A 26,323-nucleotide genomic window follows, 5' to 3' on the forward strand; every position below is an offset into this window, starting at 1 on the left:
TTTTCCCATAAAAAAACGCGCTAAAAAGCACGTTTTTTTAACTTAAACAATAATTAAATTTTAACCTAATACAAACCACAATAAACCAAAGCCTAACACTAAACGGTAAATAACAAATGGCATCATACCTATTTTATCAAGTAACACTAAAAAGAAATGAATACAGGCGTATGCACTAACAAAAGCAAGTACGCTACCTAAGCCTATCGCATTCCAATCAACCGCATCAGCTGAAGTAATAAGTTTTAGTGTTAAGTAACTTCCGGCCATTGCAATAGCGGGAATTGATAATAAAAATGAGAATCTAGCCGCGTTTTCTCTACTTAAACCTAACATTAAACCTATGGTCATGGTTATACCTGAACGGGAAGTTCCAGGAATTAACGCTATAGCTTGTGCGAAACCAATCAGCATAGCGCCTTTAAAGCCCATTTTTTCAATACTTACATTTTGTTTAGCTTTAATATCAGCAAAACCAAGTAGCACACCAAAAATAATGGTTGTTCCGGCAATCACCAAGGCTGAGCGTAAATACTCTTCAATAATATCTTTACCCAGTAAACCAAATAATCCGGCAGGAATTGTGGCAAACAAAATCCACCAAGCTAATGTACCATCAAAATTACTTTCTGTTTCTTTATTACGCTGCGTAATAGTTGAAATCCACGCAACAGCCATGCTGCCTACTTCTTTCCTAAAATATAAAACAACAGCTAATAAAGTACCCACATGTACTGCTACATCGAAGGCTAAACCTTGATCTTGCCAGCCTAAAACAGCAGAAGGTAAAATTAAGTGAGCCGAACTACTGATAGGTAAAAATTCAGTAAAGCCTTGAATAACAGCTAATAAAAATATTTCTAAAGTACTCATGTATTTTGATTATCCATAATGTGTGACCATGAAAATGGTATTTGGGTGATCGACTGACTCGCTTTATCAAAATTCTGCCAAAGCTGGCCATACGATTGGTTAGTAACAGGATGTTTAAGGCTTTCGGCTATTTCAGCAAGCGGCCATAAAACAAAAGCGTTTTTTGTAATTTCATCTCTGGGGATTTGTGCGGGTGTATTAAGAATAAGTTCATCAAACAGTAAGAGATCTAAATCTAAAGTACGTGGACTAAACTTTTTAGCTTGCTGCTCTCGTCCGTACTTAAATTCAATAGTACGTAATGTATTAGCAACCTCTTCAATCGTGTTTGACGTTTCTACACCAATAACCATGTTATAAAAGTCTGAGCCATCAAAACCTACGGCTTTACTTTCATATAAAGAAGAAAGCGTTAAAGCACCAAATACTTTTGCAAGTTCAGTCAGACCGTGCTTAACGTGATATTCCCTATTTATATTACTGCCTAAAGAAATATAAAGGTACGACATTAAGCCATTACGCCTCTTTCAATTTCAACACCAACCGTTTTGGTGTTATGAACAGCGCCAGGTTTACCCACTTTAAGTTTTAACCACGGAATTTGGTAAGTGCTCATTAAGTACTGAGCTAAACGTTCCGCCAATGTTTCAATTAAATCGACGGGATTAGCATTAGCAAATACTTCTACGTCTTCAGAAATTTTTGCGTAATCTAATGTTTTTGCTAATTCGTCATTAAGTGCTGCTTTGGATATATCCCAACCTAGTGTTAAATCTATGATCAGTGTTTGCTTGATTTGCTTTTCCCACTCATAAAAGCCAATAGTGGTTTGAATGCTTAAACCTTCGATACAAACTTTATCCATATTTCAAAACTCTTTATTACACGGCATAATTAGATTATGTTATAACTTCAAATAGTTAATTTGATGCATAATACCAATTGAATTATTTATTAGGCGTAATTTTACCTATCTAAATCATTAAAAACCAGAAATGTATTAGAATATAATTAACTATCTTTAGGCTTTACTCATTAGCGCACCTAATGAGAACGTTGTTTTCTATAATTAGATAACTTTAGATTCACTTATAACTACTTAACAATATTTTAAGAGAAAACTCATTACACATTATTATTTAATATTAGGAATAATTGTACTCGCTTATTTAGCGGGCTCAATTTCTAGTGCTATTTTAATATGTAAAATTCAACATTTACCTGATCCTCGTGATGTTGGTTCACATAACCCCGGCGCAACCAACGTGCTACGTAGTACCAATAAATTAACCGCTGCTTTCGTTTTATTTTTTGATGTGATTAAAGGAGCTATTCCAGTTTGGGGGGCTTACTTTTTAGGCATAGAACCTTTATATATTGGCTTTATCGGGGTTGCTGCGTGTTTAGGGCATATGTTCCCCATATTTTTTGGTTTTAAAGGGGGTAAAGCCGTTGCAACAGCTTTTGGTGTTTTATTACCATTAGGTTTTACTTTAGGAGGGCTATTAATTGGTACTTGGCTAATTGTAGCTAAACTTACACGCTATTCGAGTTTAGCGGCTATTGTAACCGTTAGCTTAGCTCCTTTATATACATGGATGATCAAGCCCATTTATGTATTCCCTGTACTTATGTTGAGCGCACTAGTTATTATGAGACATAAAGATAACATTCAACGCTTACTTAAAGGTACAGAGAATAAAATATCAGTAAAAAGCTAACACTCTGCACATTAAACTGCAGGAAGCGTATCAAGCGGCCAGCGTGGTGTAGCTTTAAACGTTAACTCTTGTTCGGCGCCCGACTTTAACCGTTGTAAACCAGCATAAGCGATCATGGCACCATTATCGGTACAAAATTCAGGGCGAGGATAAAATACTTCACCACCTAAATTTTTAGTAATAACCGCTAACTTTTCACGTAGCGCTGTATTAGCACTTACACCACCAGCAATCACTAGTCTTTTTAAATCACAGGCTTTCAATGCTCTTTTACATTTTATTGCTATAGTATCAATAACAGCATCTTGAAAAGCGTAAGCAATATCAGCATGAGTTTGCTCATCCATAGTCCCTTTTGCTTTTTCTTCACGAATAGCGGTACCTGTTGCTGTTTTTAAACCACTAAAACTAAAATCTAAACCCGGTTTATTAGTCATAGGGCGAGGAAATACAAAGCGGCCATGAACACCTTTCTCAGCCATTTTTGCTAAAACAGGCCCTCCGGGGTAATCTAAACCCAAGAGTTTAGCCGTTTTATCAAAGGCTTCACCTGCTGCATCGTCAACCGACTCACCTAACAGTTCATACTGTCCAATACCATCTACGCGTACCAACATGGTATGCCCGCCAGACACAAGTAAAGCAACAAAAGGAAACTCAGGTACATTGTCTTCTAACATTGGCGCTAATAAATGACCTTCCATATGATGAACAGGCACAGCCGGTATTCCCCAACCATAAGCCAAGCTTCGTCCAATAGAACAGCCAACTAATAACGCGCCCACTAAGCCAGGACCTGCAGTATAAGCAACACCATCTAAATCTTTAGGTGTTAAATTAGCATCAGCTAACACCTCTTTAATTAAAGGAATGGTTTTACGTACATGATCACGTGACGCCAACTCAGGCACTACTCCACCATAATCCGCATGAACAGCAATTTGGCTATATAAACGATGAGCCATAATACCTTGCTCGTCATCATAAATAGCAATACCTGTTTCATCACATGATGTTTCAATACCTAAAATACGCATATAAAAAGAATCCTCAAAAGTTAAGCGCGCAATTTTACCTGTGATAAAAGCAATTCTCCACCATTTAAAAAGCAATTCTCCACCATTTAAAGTGTCATATTGTTATTATTACTTTACTTTACTTACCTGTTGGCTTTAGAATACGGCACCAATTTTTGATAGAGCGGGTGATTTCGAGGCTTAGGCTAAGAAGGTTACCAATTTTATAGATTTAAATAGACACAAAGGTTAACAAAAAAAATGCCAGTAATTAAAGTAAGAGAGAACGAACCGTTTGACGTAGCACTTCGTCGTTTTAAACGTTCATGTGAGAAAGCAGGTATCCTTTCAGAAGTTCGTCGTCGCGAATGTTATGAAAAGCCAACTTGGGAACGTAAACGTAAGAAAGCCGCTGCTGTAAAACGTGCTGCTAAAAAAGTTTCTCGTGAGAACGCTCGTCGCGTTCGTATGTACTAAGATATTTTAGTACTTACTTCAGTCAACTGAGTCAACCTATGAGTCTACTTAGTCAACTAAAAGATGAAATGAAAATTGCTATGCGAGCTAAAGACAAATTGCGTCTTGGTGTTATTCGCATGGCGATATCAGCTGTTAAACAAGCTGAAATAGATCACGGTACAGAAGCAACAGATGAAAACGTATTAGCCGTTCTAACTAAAATGGTTAAACAACGTAAAGAATCTATTAAAATGTTTACTGATGGTGGTCGAGATGAATTAGCTGCAAAAGAAGCGGCTGAAGTTGAAGCGTTAAATACGTTTTTACCTCAACCTTTCACTGCAGATGAGATTAATGATTTAATTAATACAGCAATAACAGAAACCGGTGCAGCTTCAATGGCTGACATGGGCAAAGTAATGGCAATATTAAAACCTATTATGCAAGGTAAAGCAGATTTGGGCGCAGTAAGCGGTCAAGTAAGAAATACTTTAAATAGTTAACTTTATATTCCCACAAGGGAAGTCTCAAAATAAACCGCGATTGCTTATGCCTCGCGGTTTTTTATTCCCTTAAATTTAAAGATTGAAAACTAATATCAATCAAACGATTTTATTGTGTAAAATAGAAAACGAAGTTCCCTATTCTCAACATTCGAGTGTTCTAATTATATGGCAGGTATGATCCCAAGACAGTTCATCGATGACTTATTAGCCAGAGCTGATATTGTTGAGCTTATTGATAGTCGTGTTCCTTTAAAAAAAGCAGGTAAAAACTATCAAGCTTGTTGTCCTTTTCATACCGAAAAATCACCTTCGTTTAGCGTAAGCCAAGATAAACAATTTTATCATTGCTTTGGTTGTGGCGAACATGGCAATGCTATTTCATTTTTAATGGAATTTGATCGATTAGAATTTCCTGATGCTGTAGAAGAACTCGCTTCACACTACGGCATGACCGTCCCGCGTGAAGACAATAATCAAACGCCCGCACAACAAAAACAACAGCAACAAGTCTACGCACAAAAACAAGATGATTATGCCTTAATGGAAAAAATCAGCCGTTTTTACCAACAGCAACTTCGTGTTGCTCATGACAAAGAGACCGCTATAAATTATTTAAAAGGTCGCGGTTTAAGTGGCGAAATAGTCAAACAATTTGGCATTGGTTACGTTAGTGACGCTTGGGACGGCATGATGAACGTATTTGCTAAAAATGCAGCAACAACCAAGCAACTCGTTGATCTAGGCATGGCAATTCAAGGCGATAAAAATAAGCCTTATGATAGATTTAGAGGCCGTATTCAATTTCCAATTAGAGACAAACGCGGCCGAGTTGTAGGTTTTGGTGGCAGAGTTTTATCAGACGGCACACCTAAATACTTAAACTCTCCAGAAACACGTATTTATCATAAAGGTCAAGAACTTTACGGCTTATATGAAGCAAAATTAGCAAACAAACAGTTATCACGCTTACTTGTAGTTGAAGGTTATATGGACGTAGTTGCCTTAGCCCAGCATGGTGTAAGTTACGCTGTAGCATCTTTAGGAACAGCAACAACACCAGAACAACTACAAACACTCTTTAGAACCGTTAAAGAAGTGATATGTTGTTATGATGGTGATAGAGCAGGTAGAGATGCGGCCTGGCGAGCAATGGATAATGCCCTACCCTTAATTCAAGATGGTTACTCACTAAGGTTTGTTTTTTTACCTGACGGAGAAGACCCTGATAGCTTAATACGTACAAAAGGCCAGCAAGTTTTTGAGGCTATAATCGATCAAGCAACACCTCTTTCTGACTTTTTATTTGAGCATTTATTAGCTCAATACGATATGACTTCCGCCGAAGGAAAATCATCTGCTATTAATAACTTTAAGCCATACTTAGAAAAGCTACCTGACAGCCATTTAAAAGATGCAATTGTAACCAAACTCGCTAATAACTTTGGCAGCGGTAATGAGCAGCAACTCGCTAAATTAAATAAAGCTTTTGCTTCAAAAAACACAAAAACGCCCATAAAAAAGCAAACAAAAATAACACCTGTTCGATTAGCTATTGCATTATTACTTGAGCATCCCCATATAGTTAATGCTTTACCTGATATATCGATACTTACACATTTAAATGTACCTGGAATACCCTTGTTAAATCAGCTACTTATGATATGCAAGCAAAACCCAAGTATTCATAGTGCACAAATTATTGAAAAGTATAGAGGTCAAGAAGAAAGTAAGCAGCTCACTAAATTAATGTACTTAGAGCACCATATTGAACCAGAAAACGCAGAATCTACTTTTTTAGATATTATTGAACGTTTTCTCAATATCTTTATCGAACAACGTACTGAAGCCTTACTTTCAAAAGAACAAACAACAGGTTTAACAAAAATAGAAAAACAAGAATTACATAGTTTACTCAGCGCCTAATAGGCGTTTAAAGTTGTATATAAATAATCAACTTGATATAACAACTAGTTAACAATATATCGGTTTACGTCTGGTAATTAAGCAAGCATATTGCTATAATTCAAGGCTTACTTTTTTCAATTTGATACCCATAAATTAGGTGGACACTCGTCAATGGATAAAGCCCCACAATCTAGGCTTAAAGAGCTAATAACTAAAGGTAAAGAGCAAGGTTATTTAACGTTTGCTCAAGTTAATGATCATCTTCCTCAAGAGATTATTGACTCTGACCAAGTTGAAGACATCGTTAGAATGATCAACGACATGGGTATACAGGTGTTTGAAAACGCGCCTGATAACGATACCTTAATGATGAGTGAAGCGAATACCGATGAAGACGCTGCCGAAGCTGCTGCGCAAGCACTTGCTTCTGTTGAAAGCGAAATTGGTCGCACAACAGATCCCGTACGTATGTATATGCGTGAAATGGGTACTGTTGAGCTATTAACCCGTAAGGGCGAAATAGTTATCGCAAAACGTATTGAAGAAGGTATTAAAGAAGTACAACGTTCTGTTTCTGAATACCCTCCTGCAATTAATTACTTATTAGAGCAATGGGACAACTTTGAAGCTGAAGAAGTTCGCTTAAGCGATATTATCGTTGGCTTTTTAGACCCTGATGCCGAAGAAGAAGAAATTCCTGCCGCTGCTACCCATATTGGTTCTGAATTATCTAAAGAAGAATTAGATGATGAAGATAAAGACAGCGACGATGATGAAGACGAAGAAGAAGAAGATACAGGCCCAGATCCTGAACTAGCCAAAGAAAAGTTTGGCTTACTTCGTGATGCTTATGAAGCTGCAAACAAAATCATCAGTGATAAAGGCCGCGGCCATGCTGACGCACAAGTTGCAATTGATGCATTAGCTGAAGTATTCAAAGAATTTAGAATCGTACCTAAAGTTTTTGATCGCTTAGTTAAAAACATGCGCAGCGTAATGGACCGTTTACGTGTTCAAGAGCGTTTGATCATGAAGCACTGTGTTGTTGGTGCAGGTATGCCTAAATCTACCTTTATCAAAATATTTCCAGGTAACGAAACATCAAAAGATTGGTTTGACGAGCAAAAAAATGCGGGCTTACCTCATTCAGCTAAGCTAGCTGATATTGAGTTAGACGTAGAACGTTGCATCTACAAACTTAACATGATTGAAGAAGAAACCTACCTAAACGTACATGGCATTAAAGACATTAACCGTCGTATGTCAATTGGTGAAGCTAAAGCTCGCCGTGCGAAAAAAGAAATGGTAGAAGCTAACTTACGTCTTGTTATTTCAATCGCTAAAAAATACACCAACCGTGGTTTACAATTCTTAGATCTGATCCAAGAAGGTAACATCGGCTTAATGAAAGCGGTTGATAAATTTGAATACCGTCGTGGTTACAAGTTTTCAACGTATGCAACATGGTGGATACGCCAAGCAATAACACGTTCTATTGCTGACCAAGCACGTACAATCCGTATTCCTGTACACATGATTGAAACGATTAACAAACTTAATCGTATCTCTCGTCAAATGTTACAAGAAATGGGTCGTGAGCCTACTCCTGAAGAGTTAGCTGAGCGCATGGTAATGCCTGAAGATAAAATTCGTAAGGTATTAAAAATAGCAAAAGAACCTATCTCAATGGAAACCCCTATCGGTGATGACGAAGATTCACACTTAGGCGACTTTATTGAAGATGGTAGCGGTGAATTACCTGTTGATTCTGCAACCTCTGAAAACTTAAAAGATGCAACTCACGAAGTACTCGCTGGTTTAACAGCACGTGAAGCTAAAGTATTAAGAATGCGTTTTGGTATTGATATGAATACTGACCATACGCTAGAAGAAGTTGGTAAGCAATTTGACGTTACACGTGAACGTATTCGTCAAATCGAAGCAAAAGCGTTACGTAAATTACGTCACCCTTCTCGTTCAGAGCAACTTAAAAGTTTCTTAGACGGCGAATAAAAATCATTTAACACCTTATTTAAAAATCCAGCCAAGTGCTGGATTTTTTCATTTTTGGCTATTAAAAAATAAATAAACGCCTATTTTGTTTAACAATTAAGCTAACAGTCAATTTTTATAAATTATTTGAGATTATAGTGGTGACAACAAAATAAAAAATGCTTATACTTCACGCCGCTTTGAGATGTAATGTTTTTTAGCAAGAAAAAGTTTTCAGGCCTAGGCCATGAAAATGGGCCCTTAGCTCAGTTGGTTAGAGCATCCGACTCATAATCGGCAGGTCCCCCGTTCAAGTCGGGGAGGGCCCACCATTTTCACTTCTTCTCCCTCAAACATGTATATAAATACAAATCTATATTTCTTATAAAATTTTCTATCTAATTACTATATATCATCCACAATTTTTTAATCAAAACCTGTATCCTAGAATCGTATTCTTAAGACCTTAATAATCACAAGCAAACTAACATTGTTTAATTATTTTTAATGAATATCTTGTAGTATAGAGGCCTTAAATAAGCGGCTACCCACTGAAGTAGTGGTAAAACAGTTTTAAATCAATAAAAAAAGCCTTAACCGATACCACTCGATTAAGGCTTTAGCGACTATTGAAAGAAGATTAATTTTGTAATGCTGCAGCTTTAGGTTTAATTTCTATTTGCTCCACTTTACCGACCAAGAATAAGTAACTACTTAAACCAATTAACGCCAATGCTCCAATAAAAATTAACGCTGGTTTAAAATCACCACCTTCTACTAGGTAACCAATGATAATAGGCACACAAACACCCGACAAACCACCGATAAAGTTAAAACAACCACCAACTAAACCTACCATACGCTCTGGGGCTAATAATGATACAAAAACCCAGGTTATTGATGCTAAACCATTACCAAAAAAAGCGATTGATAATAATGCTATTACAGCAAACTCACTATCAACATAATTTGCACCAACAATACTGGTAGACAATAACATTCCGGCAATAATGGGCGCTTTACGAGATACCTCTTTAGATACGCCTTTACGTACTAAGAAGTCAGAAAGAAAGCCTGAAATAAGTACCCCAAAAAAGGCAAAAATATAAGGTATAGATCCTAAAAACCCTGTTTTTATGGTGCTAAAGCCTTTAAATTCCATTAAGTAAGTTGGAAACCAAGTTAAAAAGAATATTAATAAACCACCTAAACAAAATTGGCCAATATATATACCCCAAAGTTTTTTATGTGAGAAAGCTTCTCGCAGGTTTTTCCATTCAAAAGCAATAACTTCTGTTTTAGCTTCTTCTTTTGCAGCTTCATTCACATCACTTGGATCTCGGTAAACAAAATACCAAATAGCTGCCCAAACAATACCTATTAAACCAGAGATAATAAATAGTCCACGCCAGCCAAAACTTGCTTGGATAAAAATAAGTACAGGTGTTAAAAACGCTAAACCAATAAATTGTCCGGATGTATAAGCGGCGATTGCAGAAGCGCGTTCTTCTTCACTAAACCACGATGTAACAATTTTATTGTTTGCTGGGTAAGATGGTGCTTCAAAAACACCTATCGCCATTCGACAACCAATAAGGGCTGTAACACTACTTACAAAGCCCTGTATTAAAGTAGCTATAGACCATGCAGTTAAAATAAACGGGTATAATATACGTGGTTTAACGTAATCAACTAATATACCGCCAGGTATTTGCATTAGAGCATAAGTTGCACCAAAAGCTGCAAATATGTATCCCATATGAACGGTAGTAAAACCTAACTCTGCTGATAGCATTGGAGCAGCAACAGCCATGTTGCTTCTATCCATGTAGTTGATGACTACACTTAAAAAGATAAGTGATAATATTTTAAATCTTGCTTTAGATTGTTGATGGCTTTTATCAATACTCATTGAGTTTCCTAAAAGGTCTTATTATTGTTTTATAAAAAATGTAAAGGCACTCACGGGGGAGAGTATGAATGCCTTTACATAAAGTTGAACTTGTTAATATTTTCTTATTTTAATTATTCAATTACTTATCAATGCGCTTCACATCAACAAATACAGGCCCTACAGGCAATCTATCCATTTTAATATAAGCATGAAAGTTTCCTTCGCCTTCAGGAAGGTTAACCTTATTAAAGCTTACTGTTTTCTGTCCCTTTTTAATATTTTTTTGTAAATGAACATTTTTATATTTTAGATGAGCAACACTATCTTTCGTAATTTCAGGTAAATCGTAAGACACATTATAGCGCCCTTTTTTACTACGAACTTCCCAATAACCTAGTTGGTTATCTTCAACAACACGAGGTCCGCCGTAATCAAAACGAGAAATAACACGAGGCCCCCCCCAATCAAAACGTGAAAGCGTAACTTCTGGCTGTGCTTTATATCCTAAAGAAATACGCTCTATTCCTGCCGTATCACGTTCTTCAGTTACCTCATCAAACCAGTTTTCATAGCGTTCTAACATGGCTTCTACAATATCGGGATGCTGTTTAGCAATGTTAATACGCTCGCTAGGATCGTTTTCCATGTCGTAAAGTTCTAGGTTTTTAACTACATTTTGTAATACAAAATCCGTTGGTTGATGAACAATACCATGTGGAAAATCGTGCGGACTTACTAATTTGTATTTTGATGTTCTTACATTGAAGTGCATATATTTAAACGGTGTAGGTCCATAGTGCATTTGTACAAAGAAGTCTCTGTTTTCAACGTTTTTAGTTTCACCTTTTGTCCATAAAGGTAATAACGAACGACCATCTATATGAACATTTTTTGGTAAATCAACATCAGCAACCTCTAATAATGTTGGGAATAAGTCGATAATTGTTCCCATATTTTTAGCTTGTTTTTGAGGATCTATTTTACCTGGCCACTGCACGTAAAATGGTACTTTAATACCGGCATCATATACGCTTGTTTTAGTCCCACGAAGATTAGCTACCCAACGACCAGGGTAAGAATCATTTTTGGTTCTGCGATGACGAGGGCCATTGTCTGATAAAAACAGTACGATAGTGTTTTCTTCAAGTCCTAACTTTTTCAATTTAGCCATTACACGACCAACGTTGTAGTCAATACTGTCAATCATGCCGTAAACCAATGCATTATCTTCATGCAGCCCCATTTTACGGTAAGGCTCAGCTAACTTATCGGGTACTTGTAAAGGTAGATGCGGTAAGTTTGTTGATAAATAAAGTAGAAAAGGTTTTTTGTCTTTCTTACTCATAAAGTCCATTGCAGCATCTGTGAAGATGTCGTCGCAATAACCTTTGTATTTTTTAGATACATTATTGTGTTCTAAAATAGGATCAAAATAAGTATTGTTCGCAGGACCTGCCGCTTGACCAATACCACCGCCTTTATGTACTAAAGCTTCTTGAAATCCTTGGTCTGTAGGCCGCATCGGATGATTATCACCTAAGTGCCATTTACCAAAAATTCCTGTTCTATAACCATTATCAGCTAACACTTCGGCTAAGGTTGTTTCACTACCACGCATAAAGTGATCAACTTGTGTTACAGCTGTAACCCCTGTGCGATAAGGATAACGCCCAGTTAAAAGTCCTGCACGAGTTGCTGAACAATTGGGATAGGTAATAAAGTTGGTCATTTCTAGACCACGTTCACCAATAGCCTCTATGTTAGGGGTTTTTAAATAAGGATTACCATGAGCACCAATATCGCCATAACCTTGATCGTCTGTCATCATGATAACGATATTAGGCCTGTCTTTCGCATAAGAAGCTTTTAGACTCAACGGATTAACCAAAAGTAAAGTTAGTAAAAACGTATATAGGCTTACGGATTTAATTAAAGCTGTGTTGTTTTTGTATGAAGTTTTCATTCTTTATTATTTTTATCCTATGTTGAATGTTAATAGCCAAGAAGATGTAATATCAATGGGATCAACTAACTAGCAAAATAAAGCTTAATTTTATTGTCGCTTGTTTTTTCATGAGTAATGTTGAAGTGCTTTTTAAACTCAACGAGTAATTCCGTTACATCGCCTGTTTTAAAAACCCCTACAACATTAATTTGTTTCAATACCTCATTATCATCAAGTTCAATTTGTAAGTCGGTATAACGACTAATTTCATGAACCACTTGTGATAAGGACTCACCTCTAAAGATGAGTTTCTTTTCCTGCCAGGATAAAGAAGAAATAATATCGATTGGATCTAATTTAACCACCGTTGATTGCTTAGCACTTTTTTCCACGGTATCTAAATCAATTTTTTCACCTTTCGACACAGCCAAAGACGTTTTAGGTAATTTAACCTTGTGGTTAGCCACATCAGCTTTAAACTGATTTGTTGATTTATCTTCAACAAGCACCTTACCTTCAGTCACTATAAGTTCAACGATGTCTGAACCTACTTCAACATTAAAAGCTGTACCTACCGCTTGAATAATTTTTCCATTAGCTAATACACTTAAAGGTCTCGATTCATCATGAGCTACGTCGATATGTATTTCACCTTGAACCAGCTCTAGTATTCTTACGTCATTGGTGTATTTCATATTCACAATCGTATTTGTATTTAATACAAGTAAACTATTATCAGGCAAAGTTATTGTGTCCATTTCACCAACCTTGGTTTTATAGGTAGATTCAGCAGGTTGCATAACTATTTGAGGCGTTGTTGTAAAGAAATGACTAAAATTTAAGAAAACTAGAGTAAAAGCCAGCACTAACGAAGCAGCAACAGCGCCAATAAATAAAGATGGTTTTTTTCTTTGAACTTGATTTTCAGGAAAAATGTCAGATAAACGTTCTAAGTCGTCCATTTTGTCCCACATTTTGGCAACATTAAGCATTTGCGCTAAATGTGCGGGTTTTTCATATAACCATGTTTGAAATTCAGATGTTTCTTTAGCCGACAAACCACGATCAATTTTAGCAATCCAATCGCAGGCATCATCAAGGATCCTTTCATCTTCTATACGTTGTGGCTTAAGAATATGTATATTGTCCATGTTAACCTTTAACTCCATGACTTTTTAGAGTTACTCTATCTTTTGATTTAATATCATTTTGTTGAACCATTAACATACAACGTTTGGTTCCTGATGATATGTGTTTTTCTACTGTGCTTTCACTAATATTCATATGTTTAGAAATTTCTTTTTGTGAATAACCATAAACTTTTTTTAACACAAAGACTTTTCTGCATTGCGCGGGGAGCTGCCGAATAACTTCACAAAACTTTGAAAACTCATCATTACTAATAACACTTTTTAATACACTATCATCATTACTGTGTTCAATAATATGTTCCAATTCAGACCAATCGATTTTATCGTCAACCAAGCGCGTTCCTGCTCTTTTCTGATAATCTAACGCTAAATTTTTAGCCGTTGTATACATAAACGATTTTTTAGATGATATTTTATCTGTATTTTTTGCCTGGCAGAGGCGCACATAAGTTTCTTGTACTACATCTTCAATTTCATGAGGAGGTACTATAGAAGCCACAATACGGCTTATACTATCTCTTGAGGCAAGATATAGTTTAGTAAAAGTGTTATGTTCTTTATTAATAGCGATTCTCACTTTTTATAATATTTTTGACGTCTATCAATGCTTACTAAGTAGAAGACGATTGAAAATCAAAAATCCGCTAATCCATTTGTAACTCTTTTATATTAACTATAACATCTCAATTACACATTGATATGATCAATAGATTCCTATAATAATATAGGTGAAACTTTATAACTTATAAGAACAAAAATAAATCATGCATACAACTTCAAATTATCCTTTGATATTAACAAGTTAAGAATTACGTGAATTTTTCAATGCTTTCACTCTTCGAATATTTTCAATTTTTTCTATGGAGGAAAAAAATTTTTCATTCGTCTATTTCACCAGTACGACAAAAAAACGTACTAAAGGAATGGACGAAAATTAGCTGTTTTATTTTTTTATTTTTTGTCAATTTTACTTTTATGCAACAAGCATATGCGACTGAAAATACCAAAAAACTAGATTTCAACATTCCAAAACAGTGGGCTTTCTCATCGTTAATTAGTTTCGCAGAACAAGCAGACATTACGTTTATGTTTCCTATGAATAAAATTAAAAACATAGAAACCAACGCTGTTGTCGGTAAGTACACAATTAAACAAGCTTTAGAATTGTTACTTCAAAATACAAATCTCGAAATGAACGCTGATGAGAAAGGACAAATATCTATTTTATTAGATCCAAGTTTTGAGAGAGAAAGCATGTTCAATAATAAAAAAAGCAAAGTTGCCGGAGCTGTATTAGCTGTTCTTAGTTCAGTAAGCGCTTCACAAGCCTTAGCGGAAGAGAACTCTAACAATTCAACAAACAACAAAGAAGAAATCGAAGTTATATCAGTTAATGGGATCAGACAAAGTTTAACGGCCGTTGCCGATTTCAAAAAAAATAGTAACTTCATACAAGACAGTATAGTTGCTGAAGATATAGGTAAATTTCCTGATGCCAACGTAGCTGAGTCGCTACAACGTATTTCAGGTGTTTCAATTGATCGTAGTGGTGGTGAAGGACAACAAATTACCGTACGTGGTTTTGGTCCCCAATTTAATACGGTTTTAGTTAATGGACGTCGTATGGCGTCAGACGCTGAAGGTCGTGCTTTTAACTTCGACCTACTTTCTGCTGAACTCATTGGTAGTGTTGATGTATTTAAAACGTCCAGCGTGGCATTACAAGAAGGTGGCATCGGCTCAACCATTAACTTAAAAACTCAACGTCCGTTAGACATTGGCGAATTTAAAGCAGTAGTCAGTGCAAAAGGTTCCTACGAAGATAAAACAGGCGATATCACTCCTAACCTCTTTGGTTTTGTTAGCAATACTTTTGCTGATGATACCATTGGTGTTTTATTATCTATTTCTCATCAAGAACGTAAAGCGACCTTAGATTCATCTATCACTTCATGGTCTCCTGATTCACAGCGCTTTGATCCCTGGGATGTATCTGAAAGTGACTTATGGCGCTTTGCTGACGGCCAAGGTAATGGTGTAGGTAATTACGTATATCAAAGACAACACAACTTTATGCGCACCAAGGAAGACAGAACACGTACTGGCTATACAGGTACCGTTCAATTTGAAATGGCAGACAACCTACACTTAACTGTAGATGCTATGTACACAGATTTTGATATTACAACGCAAGCTATTTCAAGAATATCGCACCGTAATAAAAATGATGTACACAACATGGTAGTTGACGAAAATAATGTTGTTATTCGTTACGACATGATTGAAGGGCCAATGAATATATTTCAAGCGAGAAACCGCCCCGCCTCAGCACTTCAGTTCGGCGCAAATCTTGAATGGAACATTACCGATCAGTTAACCGCTACGTTTGATATTTCTAAATCAAGTTCTGAAAACCCTGCGGCAGGTAAAGATTATTATGTGGTTATTAGAGGGGGCGATAAACTACAACGTATAGATAATTCACAAGGTACTGATGCTCCGCTTGAAACAAACTTTAACTTTACACCATCGAACGTTGATTTAAACGGTGACGGTGTAGTGAATCAATTTGATTATACACTAGGTGAAGCACAAACCGTTGCCGATGTTAACGATCAAAATTCATGGTTTACACAACGTGAAGGTTTTACTTTTGAAGATGATATTACTGAAGCTAAAGTTGATTTCAATTGGGAGCTAGATTTCGATCATTTAACACAAGTTAGCTTTGGGTTAATTAGTTCTTCGCAAGAAAAAACCAGAATTAACATGCGCTCAACAAATCCACAGTTTTATCGCTTACCAACAATTATTCCATTACCAGCTTCATTATTTACCTCTGAAAACCGTAAGGATTTCTTAAGCGCAGCCAATGGTGATTTTGCTAATGACTCTATTCAGTTTGATCCTGAAGAAATATTAGCTTATTACGCACAACCCAGCACATTAGCAATGCGCGACCAAATAGCAGGACTAGCTCCTGGAACGTCTGCCGCAGAGTTTGCTGCAATTTCAGGTTATGATGCCGTGGTTGATCCTTCTCGTGGTTACAACGTTAAAGAAGAGCTTTTTTCAGCTTATGTTAATGCTATGTTTGAATTTGAATTAGCAGAAATGCCCTTAATTATTAATGCGGGCTTACGTTACACAGATACAGAGGTTGATTCTACGGGCGCTAACCGCGTATTTAAAGATTTAGCTCCAGCTGGTAATACTGGCGATGTGTTAGTAAGTACACTAGGTGAACCAGAAGCAACAACAGCCTCAGCAAGTTACAGTAATTTACTACCTAGCATTAATGCAAAGCTTGATATTACAGATGAAATAGTTGTTCGTGCAGCCTATTCAGAAACATTAACACGCCCTGATATGACCTTCTTGAACCCTGCGCCAGCATTTCCACAACAAGTGCGCCTTTCTAGTTTAGAGGCTACCGCAGGTAATGCAGAATTAGATCCGTTTGTAGCACAAAACTACGATTTATCGTTTGAATGGTATTACAACGAAACAAGTTATTTAACTATAGGTTATTTTAGAAAAGACATTGACGGCTTTATTGTTAGTGGTAAAGCAAGAGAGCCTATTACACTTAAAGAACCTAACAGCTTATCACTTATTACAGAAGACAGAAGTAATATTGACGGCAATACTATTTACTTCGATATTACACGTCCACGTAACTTAGAAGAAACCAGTGTTGATGGTTTTGAAATTGGTTTCCAACATACATTTGATGTATTACCTGCTCCTTTTAATCATTTTGGTATTTCAGCTAACTTAACTTTTGTTGGTGCAAAAGATGAATTTGATGTAAACAAAATTGATAACAATATTGCGCTACCAGGTTTAGGTGATTCACAAAATATTGTGTTTTTCTATGATGATACCGTGATCGAAGCTCGAATTGCTTATAACAATCGTGATGAATTTTTTACTAAATTCCAAGGTGTTGAACCATGGTTTACTGAGCAATACGATCAAATAGACGCAAGAATCGCTTATAATATCAATGAAGACACACAAGTATTTATTGAAGGTACAAACTTAACTGACTCATTTACCCGACAACATGGTAGATATGAGTCTCAGTTTTTATCTTTAGAATCAAGTGGTCCTAGATACGCATTTGGTGTTAGAGCAAGCTTCTAATCTATTGAATTAATAGTCTAAGTAACTCAAAGCAGAGGCAATTGTCTCTGCTTTATTAATTCTTCAAACATAAACCAAACAATTCATTTTGGCTTGATATGTTTAACTTAGCATAAGCGCGTTTACGGTAGGTTTGCACACTGGTTATTTTAATGCCTAAATCTAACCCTATCCCCTCGCTAGACAAACCAAGTAAGGCTCTAGCACAAACGCCTAATTCTCTTGTTGTTAGCTTACTATTAATGGCATGTAATCTTTGTTCTAACTCATTAATTTGAGCTTCTCTAGTTAAAAAATCAGATAAACCACCGGCAAGTCGAGTATGTTTTATCGCACAGCTCATCAAAAAGTTAGAAACATTTGTTATCTTTTCAATTTCAACAGAGGAATATTTCTTACTAAAGCGATAAAGATTTATACAATATAAACCTCTATCACTACCTTTTGAAAATGAAAGCCGATCCACTATTTTTATATCGTAATCAAAAAAATGCTGGTAACTCGAATCTTCAATATCTTCTGGTATTAATCGACTAAATAGTACCTTATCACTTTTTTTAGCCTTTACTAACAGTTGAATATTAGGATCTTTTTTAAAGTAATGGGTGAGATACATTTTCTGTAATGATTTAGGAATATCTATCCCTTTAATATTAGCTGAAGTAATAAATCGAGCTTCTTTTTCTCCAAGTTGTACCAAAGAAAAATGTTCAACCCTCACAACACTATTAAGTAGCTGTAAAAATGCCTCACTAAATTGGCTATTCCCCAAATTATCTATCACATCCACCATTTTTTTTGAACTTAACATCATTTGTTTTTTTATAGGCAATGTCTAACTCCCGCATGAATGAATAACAATTAAAGCACTTTTTATGAACACTTTTCGTCCTCTTTTGATGGGACATATACTTTTCATTCAACTCACTATAGTAAATATCAACCTTACATTGTGGAGAAAACATATGCCTCATCTTCGACCTTTAGAAAATGATGAAATCAACGACAAAGAAATAGTAGAACGCTTCGAGCATTACAATAAAACTCGAGGATTCGTACCAAACAGTATCAGAACCATGTCGCGTCGTCCTAATATTGTTAAAACCTTTATGGCACTTAATCAAGCCGTTTTATATGAAGGCACTGTTGATAAAGAAATTAAAATGCTAGTGAGCTTAGCCTCTAGTTTAGCTTCAGGTTGTCGTTACTGCCAATCACATATGGCTAACTTATCAAGTATCTACGAAGCATCAGATGAAAAAATTGCGGCTATCTGGGAATTTGAAACAAGTGACTTATTTTCAGATGCTGAACGCGCTGCAATCACTCTTGCGATGAAAGCAGGCACTCTACCTAATGAAGCCAGCCAAGAAGATTTTGACGAATTAGCAAAATACTTTGACGAAGGTCAAATTGTAGAAATAGTAGCAAGTGTTGCTTTATTTGGTTACTTAAATCGGTGGAACGACACCATGGCTACTCAACTGGAGGAGTATCCTAAAGAAGTAACTAAACGCGCAGTGGGCGGCTTTGAAGAAGGTAAGCATGTTTAACACATGCTAGAGGAAATAACATGACTACAGTTAATGTAACAGATAGCAATTTTCAAGCGCTAGTTTCCAACACTGAAAAGCCCTTAGTTATTGATGTATGGGCACCATGGTGTGGCCCATGCAAAATGGTTGGCCCTGCGCTAACGAACATTGCTCAAGTAGACCCAGAACGTTTTCAATTAGTGATGGCTAATATGGAAGAGTTTGAAAAATCAGCCGATGAACTTAACGTCAAGGCGACTCCTACTGTTTTAATTTTTAAGCAAGGTAAAGAAGTTGCTCGCCGTTCAGGTGCATTAATGAAGTCTCAACTTGAAAAGTGGATTAATGAGCACTTATAGCGCTCATTAATCAAATAATTGGAGGTTTATATGCGCCACGAAAAACTCATTATATTAGGAACAGGCCCTGCGGGTTATACCGCAGCGCTATATGCATCAAGGGCTAACTTATCACCTTTGTTAATTTCAGGTAATTTACCTGGAGGCCAATTAACTACAACCACCGATGTTGATAATTGGCCTGGTGGTCAAGTAGGTCTTCAAGGTGGCGACCTAATGACTGCAATGCAAGAGCAAGTAGAGCGCTTTGATACTGAAGTTCATTACGATCATATTGTAGCGGCAGATTTATCGAAACGTCCTTTTATATTAACGGGTGAACAAGATGAGTACTCATGTGATGCCCTAATAATAGCAACAGGTGCCTCAGCTAAATATTTAGGTTTACCGTCAGAACAAGCTTTTCTAGGTAGAGGTGTTAGTGGTTGTGCTACTTGTGATGGTTTTTTCTATAAAGGTAAAGAGGTAGCTGTAATAGGCGGCGGTAACACTGCTGTTGAAGAAGCGCTTTATTTATCGAATATAGCCAAGCAAGTCACCCTTATTCACCGTCGCGATACATTCAAATCAGAAAAGATATTACAAGATCAACTCTATAGAAAAGTTAAGCAAGGCAATATAAAACTAAAACTTAATGCAACATTAAATGAAGTATTAGGTGATGAAAAAGGTGTAAGTGCGATTAGGCTCAAATCAATGATCGATGATTCCACCGAAATACTTGAATTAGATGGTGTTTTCATTGCCATTGGTCATAGCCCAAATACAGGATTATTTGATCAACAGCTTAAAATGGACCATGGATATTTGACTATTACTGGTGGAAATAAAGGAAATTTAACACAAACCAGTGTAGATGGTGTTTTTGCTGCCGGAGATGTAGCTGATCAAATTTATCGACAAGCAATTACTTCTGCAGGTTCAGGCTGCATGGCCGCTTTAGATGCAGAAAAATTTTTAGCCGAATAGGTTAATAACATTTCTATAGGCGTTGTTTCTTTATCGCAAAACCTATTAGAAATTAATCCGTTATAAAAATAATAAAATTCAATAAATAAAAAAGTACAAGGCGCAATAACAACATTTAAATTCAATTCTAAAAATAATAAGAGGTTTCTATGTCTATATTTTTGCTACAAAACCAATTAATGAGACAATCTAGTGTCTCATCTAAAAAAGTTAAGTTTACTTTAAATCTGCTTACTGCTGCTTTGGTAACCGCTATGTTTCCGGCAATAGCTCAGGATACTGACACTCAAGTTCCAAAAGAAAAAAGCAAGTTAGAAGTCATTGAAGTAACAGCTCAAAAACGTACAGAAAATTTACAAGAAATACCAATTGCTGTTAGCGCACTTAATGAAGACGCCTTAGCACAAAGCGGTTTCGATGGCGTTGAAGATTTAAGCTTTTTAGTACCATCACTTCAATTTGGTAATTTTGGTCCAACAACCTTTTTAAATATTCGAGGTGTAGGCTCTGAAAACACTACAGGCGGCAGTGATCCTGGTGTTGCTATGCATGTAGACGGCGTATACGTTGGCCGTCCTGTTGGTGCATTGTTTTCAGCCTTTGATGTAACACGTGTTGAAGTGTTACGTGGCCCACAAGGAACCTTATACGGACGTAATGCTACTGGCGGTTCTGTTAATTTAATTACCAATAAACCTGACGATTACTTAAGTGGAAAACTTGACGCGACTATTGGTAACTATAACCTCCGCAGAGTGCGTGGAGCTATCAATATACCTATTAACGACTCTGTCACAGCAAGAGTTGTCGCTTTCAATGAAGACCGAGATGGTTTTACCGAAAACCTCTTCCCGGGAGGCACTGAAGCAAACGACTCAGACAACAGTGGTATACGCGGCCACTTAAATATTGAACTCTCTGACTCTACTTATTTATTACTTTCAGCAACACATATTGAAAATAATGGTATAGGAAGCCAAGCAGAGCAACGAGACCCTTATTCAACAGGTGTATTGTTTGGTCCGGGACCTGAACCATTAAGACGTATAGCTGACGAAAATGGCTCCCCATTAATTAATAACCTTGAAGCCTTTAAAGAAACTAAAGATCAAGCAGAATCACAAGAGAGTACTTTTGATTTATATTCAGCAACCCTTGATTGGGAAGGCGAATATTTCTCGATCAAATCAATTACCGCTATCGTTGAATCAGACTACACCACTATTCAAGACAGCGACTCCAGCGCAGCTTCACTACAAGTACTCGTTGTTGAAGAAGATGCCAAACAGTTCTCTCAAGAAATTCAATTTATTTCGCCAGCCAATAGTGAATTTCGCTGGATTGCAGGCCTTTTCTATTTTACCGAAGAAGTAGACCGCTTTAGTAGCTTAATTGGCCCTCGCTTTGATGCTGTAACAGGATTTTTAACTGCTACCGTACCTAACTTTAATGAAAACTATTCATTTAGAATTGGTGGCGACATAGAAACCACCTCTTATGCAGCTTTTGTACAAGGCACTTACAACCTAAGTGAAACAGTATCCGTTACCGCGGGGCTACGTTATACAGATGATGAAAAAGAAGGTTTTAACCGCAATATATTCTTTGCTCCCCAAGTCGTTGATCCCGTAGAAGTCAGTTCCAGTGAGGTAACTGGTAAATTAGCGATTGATTGGAATTTTCAAGATAATGCTTTGTTATATGCTTCTTATTCAAAAGGCTATAAAAGTGGTGGTGTAAGTCAACAAACCGTAGCTGCATCAGGCGCAAGTCCAATCTTTAATCCTGAATTTGTTGATACTTATGAAGTCGGTTACAAATCACAATTACTTGAAGACACTATGCAATTAAATTTAGCCACTTACTACAGTGACTATACCGATTTGCAATTTCAAGTTTTTGGCGATTTTGGTCCTGAAGCGGGTAATGCTGGTGCTGCTACGATTAAAGGTTTAGAAGCTGAAGTTATGCTGCTTTTAGGTGATATTTGGTCTGTTGATGGTTCTTTTGCTTACACCGATGCAGAATATGATGAATTGATCACTGGCCCTGGCCAAAACTTTGCTGGTAATCAACTCACAAGAACACCTGAGCTGGCATATAACTTGGGGGTGAATGCTGAATGGGAATTTAGCGACCATAGTCTACTCATTGCCCGATTAGAAGGTTCATACACTGATGAAATTTATTATGAATTTACTAACACTGATGCCTCTCTTGCTTCTGATTATTATAACATTAATTTCCGTTTATTGTGGACAAGTGCAGACGAAAAATACTTCTCTGAATTTTATGTCACTAATCTAACAGACGAAGTTCAAGAAACAAGCATTCTTGTTGGCTTCTCTCTTGGTGTTGCCCCCGGCGAAGTCGGTGCAGAATACGTCACTTATAACGCCCCTCGTCAATTTGGCTTAACGGTTGGTTATCGCTTTGAATAAAGCGTTTTTAGTCAATTCAAAATTTAACATCATGGAGAAAAAATCATGAGTACAATTAAAGTTGCAGCAGTTCAAGCGGCTCCCGGATTTATGGATATAGACAAAGCAGTAGCCAAAACCATTGACCTGATTGACCAAGCAGGTCAACAAGGTATTCAATTACTCGCTTTTCCTGAAACATGGCTACCCGGTTACCCTTGGTATATTTGGCTAGGTACGCCAGCAGATACTATTCATTATTCGGCTAAATATGCGAATAATTCTATTGAAGCAAATAGTCACCACGAAAAAGCAATCAGCGAAGCCGTAAAGCGTAATAATCTTCAGGTTATTATGGGCGTTTCAGAAAGAGACAACGGCACTTTATACATGGCTCAATGGCACTTTGCTGCTGATGGCACATTACTATCACGCCGACGTAAGTTAAAGCCGACTCACGTAGAGCGAGCTATATTTGGTGAAGGCGATGGTAGCGACATTATTGTTAACGACACAGAACTTGGCAAAATTGGTGCTCTTTGCTGTTGGGAGCATTTACAGCCTTTATCTAAATACGCCATGTTTTCTAAACATGAACAAATACATGTTGCTGCTTGGCCTGCATACAGTGTTTATGCTGATCGTACTTACGCACTAAGCCCAGGCCTTAGTATTGCTGCAAACCAAATTTATGCCGCTGAAGGACAATGTTTTGTTATAAGTTCTTGTGCCGTTATCTCTGAAGAAATACATGAACTACTATGCAATACCGATGAGAAAAAAGCCTTAGTCAAAATTGGAGGAGGTTATTCACAAATATTTGGACCAGATGGCGGGCCTTTAGCAGACTATTTACCTGAAGATGAAGAAGGCTTAGTTATTGCAGAAATTGACCTAGATAAAATCCTGTTTTGTAAAGCTGCGGCAGATCCGGTTGGTCATTATTCAAGACCTGATGTATTTCGACTATTATTCAATGACAAACCAGCACCGGTCGTTATGCCGTTTAATGATTTTTCACCTACCCCTGTTCAAAGTGAACAAGACACTGCAGGGCTAGAGGAGAATACTAATGACTAAAACCAGCGATGTGCGTAAGTATTCGTTAAGAATGCCTAAAGGCTGGAAACCGCCCTTTCCTTCTTATTCATCTGAATTTGATAGTGATAAAACCGAAATAGCCATGGTTTTGTTTGGTCTGCAATTTAACATTGCAGACCGAGCAAAGGCAGTAAAAGCTATTTTAGATTTAAAAGTATTAGTACAAAATACACAAGGGTGTGATTACATCGACTTAGCAGAGTGTATTAAAGACAATACGGGTAAATCTCAAGTGGTATTAACCAGCTATTGGTTAGACGGCGACAAATTGTCATCATTATTCGTAAACAAAACGTTTACGCAATTATGGGAGCAGTATGCCGATAATTCACAGCCGTTTGGCTTGTATCGTGAAGTATTCAACATACCATTATCGCGTTACGAAATTGTACATTCACATCAAGATCATCTTGTGGGAGCCTCTCATATTAGAGATAGCGTAAGTGAAGAAATAGACACTCACGCTTATTGGGGAAGTATGCGAGATCGTATTCCTGACTCCGCGATTAACCGCTTTGATGCAGAAGGGGCAATAGAGGTAGTCTCTCAAGAGAAAAATCGCATTATTGTAGCGGCTAACCATAACTTGGCAATTATTCGTTCAGATCAAAACATGAATGATTCACAGGGTGAAGAGCGCGACGAATACTATCAAGATGTATACCCAACACTGGTTAAGGGCATGCAATTTTTACGAGATGAAGGTGAAGAAGTTAATTGTTACGATTGTCGGTTTATGTCTTTTTTAGATGACAATGGTAATAGTACAGACCATACCTTTGGTTATGCTTACTTTAAATCGTTAGAAGATTTAGAAGGTTGGTCTGAACATCACCCTACTCACAAGGCGATTTTTAATTCATTTAAGCAGTATATTCCTAAACATATTGCCACTATTGGCTCTAGATTCGGACATGAGGTTTCTATATTGCCTAAAGAAAATCAGTTTGCTGAGTACATTAATTGCGCACCAAACACAGGGCTACTTAATGGGCTGAATAGATAACAAGTTCAAAGCTATCTTCCTATTCCATCTCTTGTGTAAGTTCTGCATATTGAGATGGAATAGGTATATAACCATTAAATTTGAATATTTTTTAAGTGTTAAATTAGAACAAGTAATAGAAAAAACGAGCATTAATTCATCTATTCACCTTGGTATTCCGCCTACCCGTACCAATATCAAATGGCATACACTTTAATTAACCATTCATAAGGTAGTTATGAAATATTCTTTATTAGGCAGTAGCGATTTATCGGTTTCAGAGATTTGCTTAGGTAGTATGACTTGGGGGTTACAAAATAATCAGCAAGAAGCAGATCAACAAATTGATTATGCGTTATCTCAAGATATTAACTTTATTGATACCGCTGAACTTTATGCTGTTCCTCCTGCACCAGAAACCTACGGTAAAACCGAAACGATTATAGGTAACTGGTTATCTAACAATCCCGATAAAAGAAAAGATATTGTGTTAGCCACAAAAATCTCAGGGCAAGGTTTACCTTGGATCAGAAACGGAGAGCCAATCACAGGTAAAAACGTAGAGCTTGCAGTTGAAGGCTCGTTAAAACGCTTACAAACAGACTATATCGACTTATTTCAATTACATTGGCCTAATCGTGGTTTCCCTCACTTTGGAAACCATTGGCCCAATCAAATTGATTTCACGCAAACAACTTCAGAACGTGAAATTGAAGATATGCTTGATATTCTACAAGGATTATCGCGCTGTGTAGAAGCTGGAAAAATTAGGCATTGTGGATTATCTGATGATACCCCCTGGGGGATTAATACCTATTTAAAACTCAGTGAACAATATAATTTGCCACGTATTGTTTCTGTTCAAAACGAATTCAGTTTACTACATACACAAGATTCTCCTTATTTACTCGAAAACTGCATTCGTGAAAATATCGCGTATTTACCGTGGTCGCCTCTTGCTACGGGTATGTTAACGGGTAAATACTTAAATAATACACGCCCAGAAGGTAGCCGATGGACCTATGAACAAAGAAACGGTATATACAGAGATACGCCTTCCGCCCACAAAGCAACAGCTGCCTATATCGATATTGCCAACCAATACGATATTACGCCAGCACAACTCGCATTAGCTTGGTGTAAACAAGTACGCGGGGTAACGTCAACAATTATTGGTGCAACGACTATGGAGCAACTGAAAGAAAATATTAAAGGATTTGATATTGAATTAAGTAACGAAGCATTAAATGATATTAACGGCGTATTAAGAGATTACCCTACACCTTTTTAATTATTTAATAAAAAATATATGTCTCCCCAAGCTAGTTCAACTTATTAGCTTG

At 36.9% G+C, this 26,323-nt stretch carries 22 protein-coding genes and 1 tRNA gene; 14 read left to right on the top strand and 9 right to left on the bottom strand.

Annotated elements, in window-relative coordinates; all coding sequences use genetic code 11:
* Positions 1-60: 60 nt before the first annotated feature.
* The 3 genes from B0X80_RS14120 to folB are packed head-to-tail and all read right to left on the bottom strand — an operon-like array spanning position 61 to position 1,738.
* Positions 61-873 carry an undecaprenyl-diphosphate phosphatase gene (locus B0X80_RS14120; protein WP_077341313.1) on the bottom strand — a complete coding sequence of 271 codons (813 nt, stop codon included), beginning with the start codon at positions 871-873 and terminating at the stop codon, positions 61-63.
* Positions 870-1,382 carry a 2-amino-4-hydroxy-6-hydroxymethyldihydropteridine diphosphokinase gene (gene folK, locus B0X80_RS14125; protein WP_077341315.1) on the bottom strand — a complete coding sequence of 171 codons (513 nt, stop codon included), beginning with the start codon at positions 1,380-1,382 and terminating at the stop codon, positions 870-872. The genes B0X80_RS14120 and folK overlap by 4 nt, the downstream gene beginning before the upstream one ends.
* Complete coding sequence (gene folB / locus B0X80_RS14130) at positions 1,382-1,738, bottom strand: dihydroneopterin aldolase (protein WP_076420229.1); 357 nt, start codon at positions 1,736-1,738, stop codon at positions 1,382-1,384. The genes folK and folB overlap by 1 nt, the downstream gene beginning before the upstream one ends.
* Positions 1,739-1,997: 259 nt before the next feature.
* Between folB and plsY the strand changes: the two genes are divergently transcribed.
* Complete coding sequence (gene plsY, locus B0X80_RS14135; RefSeq protein WP_425439715.1) at positions 1,998-2,594, top strand: glycerol-3-phosphate 1-O-acyltransferase PlsY; 597 nt, start codon at positions 1,998-2,000, stop codon at positions 2,592-2,594.
* A gap of 11 nt (positions 2,595-2,605) precedes the next feature.
* Here plsY and tsaD read toward each other — a convergent pair whose 3' ends face one another.
* The gene (gene tsaD, locus B0X80_RS14140; RefSeq protein ID WP_077341576.1) at positions 2,606-3,631 is read right to left on the bottom strand and encodes a tRNA (adenosine(37)-N6)-threonylcarbamoyltransferase complex transferase subunit TsaD; all 1,026 of its coding nucleotides are present in this window, start codon (positions 3,629-3,631) and stop codon (positions 2,606-2,608) included.
* A 240-nt stretch (positions 3,632-3,871) separates the two neighbouring features.
* Between tsaD and rpsU the strand changes: the two genes are divergently transcribed.
* The 5 genes from rpsU (at position 3,872) to B0X80_RS14165 (ending at position 8,804) form a co-directional block, all read left to right on the top strand.
* Entirely contained in the window at positions 3,872-4,087 is a 216-nt protein-coding gene (gene rpsU / locus B0X80_RS14145) for a 30S ribosomal protein S21 (protein WP_076420232.1), read from the top strand.
* 38 nt (positions 4,088-4,125) lie between these two features.
* Positions 4,126-4,572, top strand: coding sequence for a GatB/YqeY domain-containing protein (locus tag B0X80_RS14150; RefSeq protein ID WP_077341319.1), 447 nt, complete (start codon positions 4,126-4,128; stop codon positions 4,570-4,572).
* 168 nt (positions 4,573-4,740) lie between these two features.
* Positions 4,741-6,498 carry a DNA primase gene (gene dnaG, locus B0X80_RS14155; protein ID WP_077341321.1) on the top strand — a complete coding sequence of 586 codons (1,758 nt, stop codon included), beginning with the start codon at positions 4,741-4,743 and terminating at the stop codon, positions 6,496-6,498.
* 153 nt (positions 6,499-6,651) lie between these two features.
* Positions 6,652-8,493: an RNA polymerase sigma factor RpoD gene (gene rpoD / locus B0X80_RS14160; protein ID WP_077341323.1), complete on the top strand. Its 1,842-nt coding sequence runs from the start codon at positions 6,652-6,654 to the stop codon at positions 8,491-8,493.
* 234 nt (positions 8,494-8,727) lie between these two features.
* Positions 8,728-8,804 (top strand) — tRNA-Ile (locus B0X80_RS14165).
* A 308-nt stretch (positions 8,805-9,112) separates the two neighbouring features.
* Here B0X80_RS14165 and B0X80_RS14170 read toward each other — a convergent pair.
* From B0X80_RS14170 to B0X80_RS14185, 4 genes are all read right to left on the bottom strand, one after another.
* Positions 9,113-10,384 (bottom strand): MFS transporter, encoded by a 1,272-nt coding sequence (locus B0X80_RS14170; protein ID WP_077341325.1) that lies wholly within the window; start codon positions 10,382-10,384, stop codon positions 9,113-9,115.
* A 121-nt stretch (positions 10,385-10,505) separates the two neighbouring features.
* Positions 10,506-12,242: an arylsulfatase gene (locus B0X80_RS14175; protein WP_217697155.1), complete on the bottom strand. Its 1,737-nt coding sequence runs from the start codon at positions 12,240-12,242 to the stop codon at positions 10,506-10,508.
* A 152-nt stretch (positions 12,243-12,394) separates the two neighbouring features.
* On the bottom strand, positions 12,395-13,462 hold the full coding sequence (locus B0X80_RS14180; protein ID WP_077341329.1) for a FecR family protein: 1,068 nt from the start codon (positions 13,460-13,462) through the stop codon (positions 12,395-12,397).
* Between the two features lies 1 nt (position 13,463).
* A complete protein-coding gene (locus B0X80_RS14185; protein ID WP_245825466.1) occupies positions 13,464-13,961 on the bottom strand; it encodes a sigma-70 family RNA polymerase sigma factor in 498 nt (165 codons plus the stop codon).
* Positions 13,962-14,437: 476 nt separating this feature from the next.
* On the opposite strand from B0X80_RS14185, the gene B0X80_RS14190 reads away from it, so the two are divergent.
* Positions 14,438-17,611: a TonB-dependent receptor gene (locus B0X80_RS14190; RefSeq protein ID WP_175623950.1), complete on the top strand. Its 3,174-nt coding sequence runs from the start codon at positions 14,438-14,440 to the stop codon at positions 17,609-17,611.
* Positions 17,612-17,666: 55 nt separating this feature from the next.
* Here B0X80_RS14190 and B0X80_RS14195 read toward each other — a convergent pair whose 3' ends face one another.
* On the bottom strand, positions 17,667-18,443 hold the full coding sequence (locus B0X80_RS14195; protein WP_139345326.1) for a helix-turn-helix transcriptional regulator: 777 nt from the start codon (positions 18,441-18,443) through the stop codon (positions 17,667-17,669).
* A 133-nt stretch (positions 18,444-18,576) separates the two neighbouring features.
* Here B0X80_RS14195 and B0X80_RS14200 point away from each other — a divergent pair, with 133 nt between their 5' ends.
* The 7 genes from B0X80_RS14200 (at position 18,577) to B0X80_RS14230 (ending at position 26,271) form a co-directional block, all read left to right on the top strand.
* Positions 18,577-19,164, top strand: a complete 588-nt coding sequence (locus B0X80_RS14200; RefSeq protein WP_077341332.1) for a carboxymuconolactone decarboxylase family protein — start codon at positions 18,577-18,579, stop codon at positions 19,162-19,164.
* A gap of 20 nt (positions 19,165-19,184) precedes the next feature.
* Positions 19,185-19,505 (top strand): thioredoxin family protein, encoded by a 321-nt coding sequence (locus tag B0X80_RS14205; RefSeq protein ID WP_077341334.1) that lies wholly within the window; start codon positions 19,185-19,187, stop codon positions 19,503-19,505.
* Positions 19,506-19,535: 30 nt separating this feature from the next.
* Positions 19,536-20,474 (top strand): thioredoxin-disulfide reductase, encoded by a 939-nt coding sequence (gene trxB, locus B0X80_RS14210; protein ID WP_077341336.1) that lies wholly within the window; start codon positions 19,536-19,538, stop codon positions 20,472-20,474.
* A 149-nt stretch (positions 20,475-20,623) separates the two neighbouring features.
* Positions 20,624-22,915, top strand: a complete 2,292-nt coding sequence (locus B0X80_RS14215) for a TonB-dependent receptor (protein ID WP_077341338.1) — start codon at positions 20,624-20,626, stop codon at positions 22,913-22,915.
* A gap of 45 nt (positions 22,916-22,960) precedes the next feature.
* The gene (locus tag B0X80_RS14220; protein WP_089024891.1) at positions 22,961-23,974 is read left to right on the top strand and encodes a carbon-nitrogen hydrolase family protein; all 1,014 of its coding nucleotides are present in this window, start codon (positions 22,961-22,963) and stop codon (positions 23,972-23,974) included.
* Positions 23,967-25,001, top strand: a complete 1,035-nt coding sequence (locus tag B0X80_RS14225; RefSeq protein ID WP_077341342.1) for a phenylacetaldoxime dehydratase family protein — start codon at positions 23,967-23,969, stop codon at positions 24,999-25,001. Before B0X80_RS14220 ends, B0X80_RS14225 begins: the two co-directional genes overlap by 8 nt.
* Positions 25,002-25,218: 217 nt before the next feature.
* The gene (locus B0X80_RS14230) at positions 25,219-26,271 is read left to right on the top strand and encodes an aldo/keto reductase (RefSeq protein WP_077341344.1); all 1,053 of its coding nucleotides are present in this window, start codon (positions 25,219-25,221) and stop codon (positions 26,269-26,271) included.
* The last annotated feature ends 52 nt before the right edge of the window (positions 26,272-26,323 follow it).

Origin of the sequence: Pseudocolwellia agarivorans, from assembly GCF_002000085.1 — a bacterium.
Classification (GTDB): Bacteria; Pseudomonadota; Gammaproteobacteria; order Enterobacterales; family Alteromonadaceae; genus Pseudocolwellia; species Pseudocolwellia agarivorans.

Excerpts from the sequence above, each read along its gene's own strand:
- B0X80_RS14120 (WP_077341313.1), bottom strand. The coding sequence starts at position 873 with ATGAGTACTTTAGAAATATTTTTATTAGCTGTTATTCAAGGCTTTACT.
- folK (WP_077341315.1), bottom strand. The coding sequence starts at position 1,382 with ATGTCGTACCTTTATATTTCTTTAGGCAGTAATATAAATAGGGAATAT.
- folB (WP_076420229.1), bottom strand. The coding sequence starts at position 1,738 with ATGGATAAAGTTTGTATCGAAGGTTTAAGCATTCAAACCACTATTGGC.
- tsaD (WP_077341576.1), bottom strand. The coding sequence starts at position 3,631 with ATGCGTATTTTAGGTATTGAAACATCATGTGATGAAACAGGTATTGCT.
- rpsU (WP_076420232.1), top strand. The coding sequence starts at position 3,872 with ATGCCAGTAATTAAAGTAAGAGAGAACGAACCGTTTGACGTAGCACTT.
- B0X80_RS14150 (WP_077341319.1), top strand. The coding sequence starts at position 4,126 with ATGAGTCTACTTAGTCAACTAAAAGATGAAATGAAAATTGCTATGCGA.
- dnaG (WP_077341321.1), top strand. The coding sequence starts at position 4,741 with ATGGCAGGTATGATCCCAAGACAGTTCATCGATGACTTATTAGCCAGA.
- rpoD (WP_077341323.1), top strand. The coding sequence starts at position 6,652 with ATGGATAAAGCCCCACAATCTAGGCTTAAAGAGCTAATAACTAAAGGT.
- B0X80_RS14170 (WP_077341325.1), bottom strand. The coding sequence starts at position 10,384 with ATGAGTATTGATAAAAGCCATCAACAATCTAAAGCAAGATTTAAAATA.
- B0X80_RS14180 (WP_077341329.1), bottom strand. The coding sequence starts at position 13,462 with ATGGACAATATACATATTCTTAAGCCACAACGTATAGAAGATGAAAGG.
- B0X80_RS14190 (WP_175623950.1), top strand. The coding sequence starts at position 14,438 with ATGCAACAAGCATATGCGACTGAAAATACCAAAAAACTAGATTTCAAC.
- B0X80_RS14200 (WP_077341332.1), top strand. The coding sequence starts at position 18,577 with ATGCCTCATCTTCGACCTTTAGAAAATGATGAAATCAACGACAAAGAA.
- B0X80_RS14205 (WP_077341334.1), top strand. The coding sequence starts at position 19,185 with ATGACTACAGTTAATGTAACAGATAGCAATTTTCAAGCGCTAGTTTCC.
- trxB (WP_077341336.1), top strand. The coding sequence starts at position 19,536 with ATGCGCCACGAAAAACTCATTATATTAGGAACAGGCCCTGCGGGTTAT.
- B0X80_RS14215 (WP_077341338.1), top strand. The coding sequence starts at position 20,624 with ATGTCTATATTTTTGCTACAAAACCAATTAATGAGACAATCTAGTGTC.
- B0X80_RS14220 (WP_089024891.1), top strand. The coding sequence starts at position 22,961 with ATGAGTACAATTAAAGTTGCAGCAGTTCAAGCGGCTCCCGGATTTATG.
- B0X80_RS14225 (WP_077341342.1), top strand. The coding sequence starts at position 23,967 with ATGACTAAAACCAGCGATGTGCGTAAGTATTCGTTAAGAATGCCTAAA.
- B0X80_RS14230 (WP_077341344.1), top strand. The coding sequence starts at position 25,219 with ATGAAATATTCTTTATTAGGCAGTAGCGATTTATCGGTTTCAGAGATT.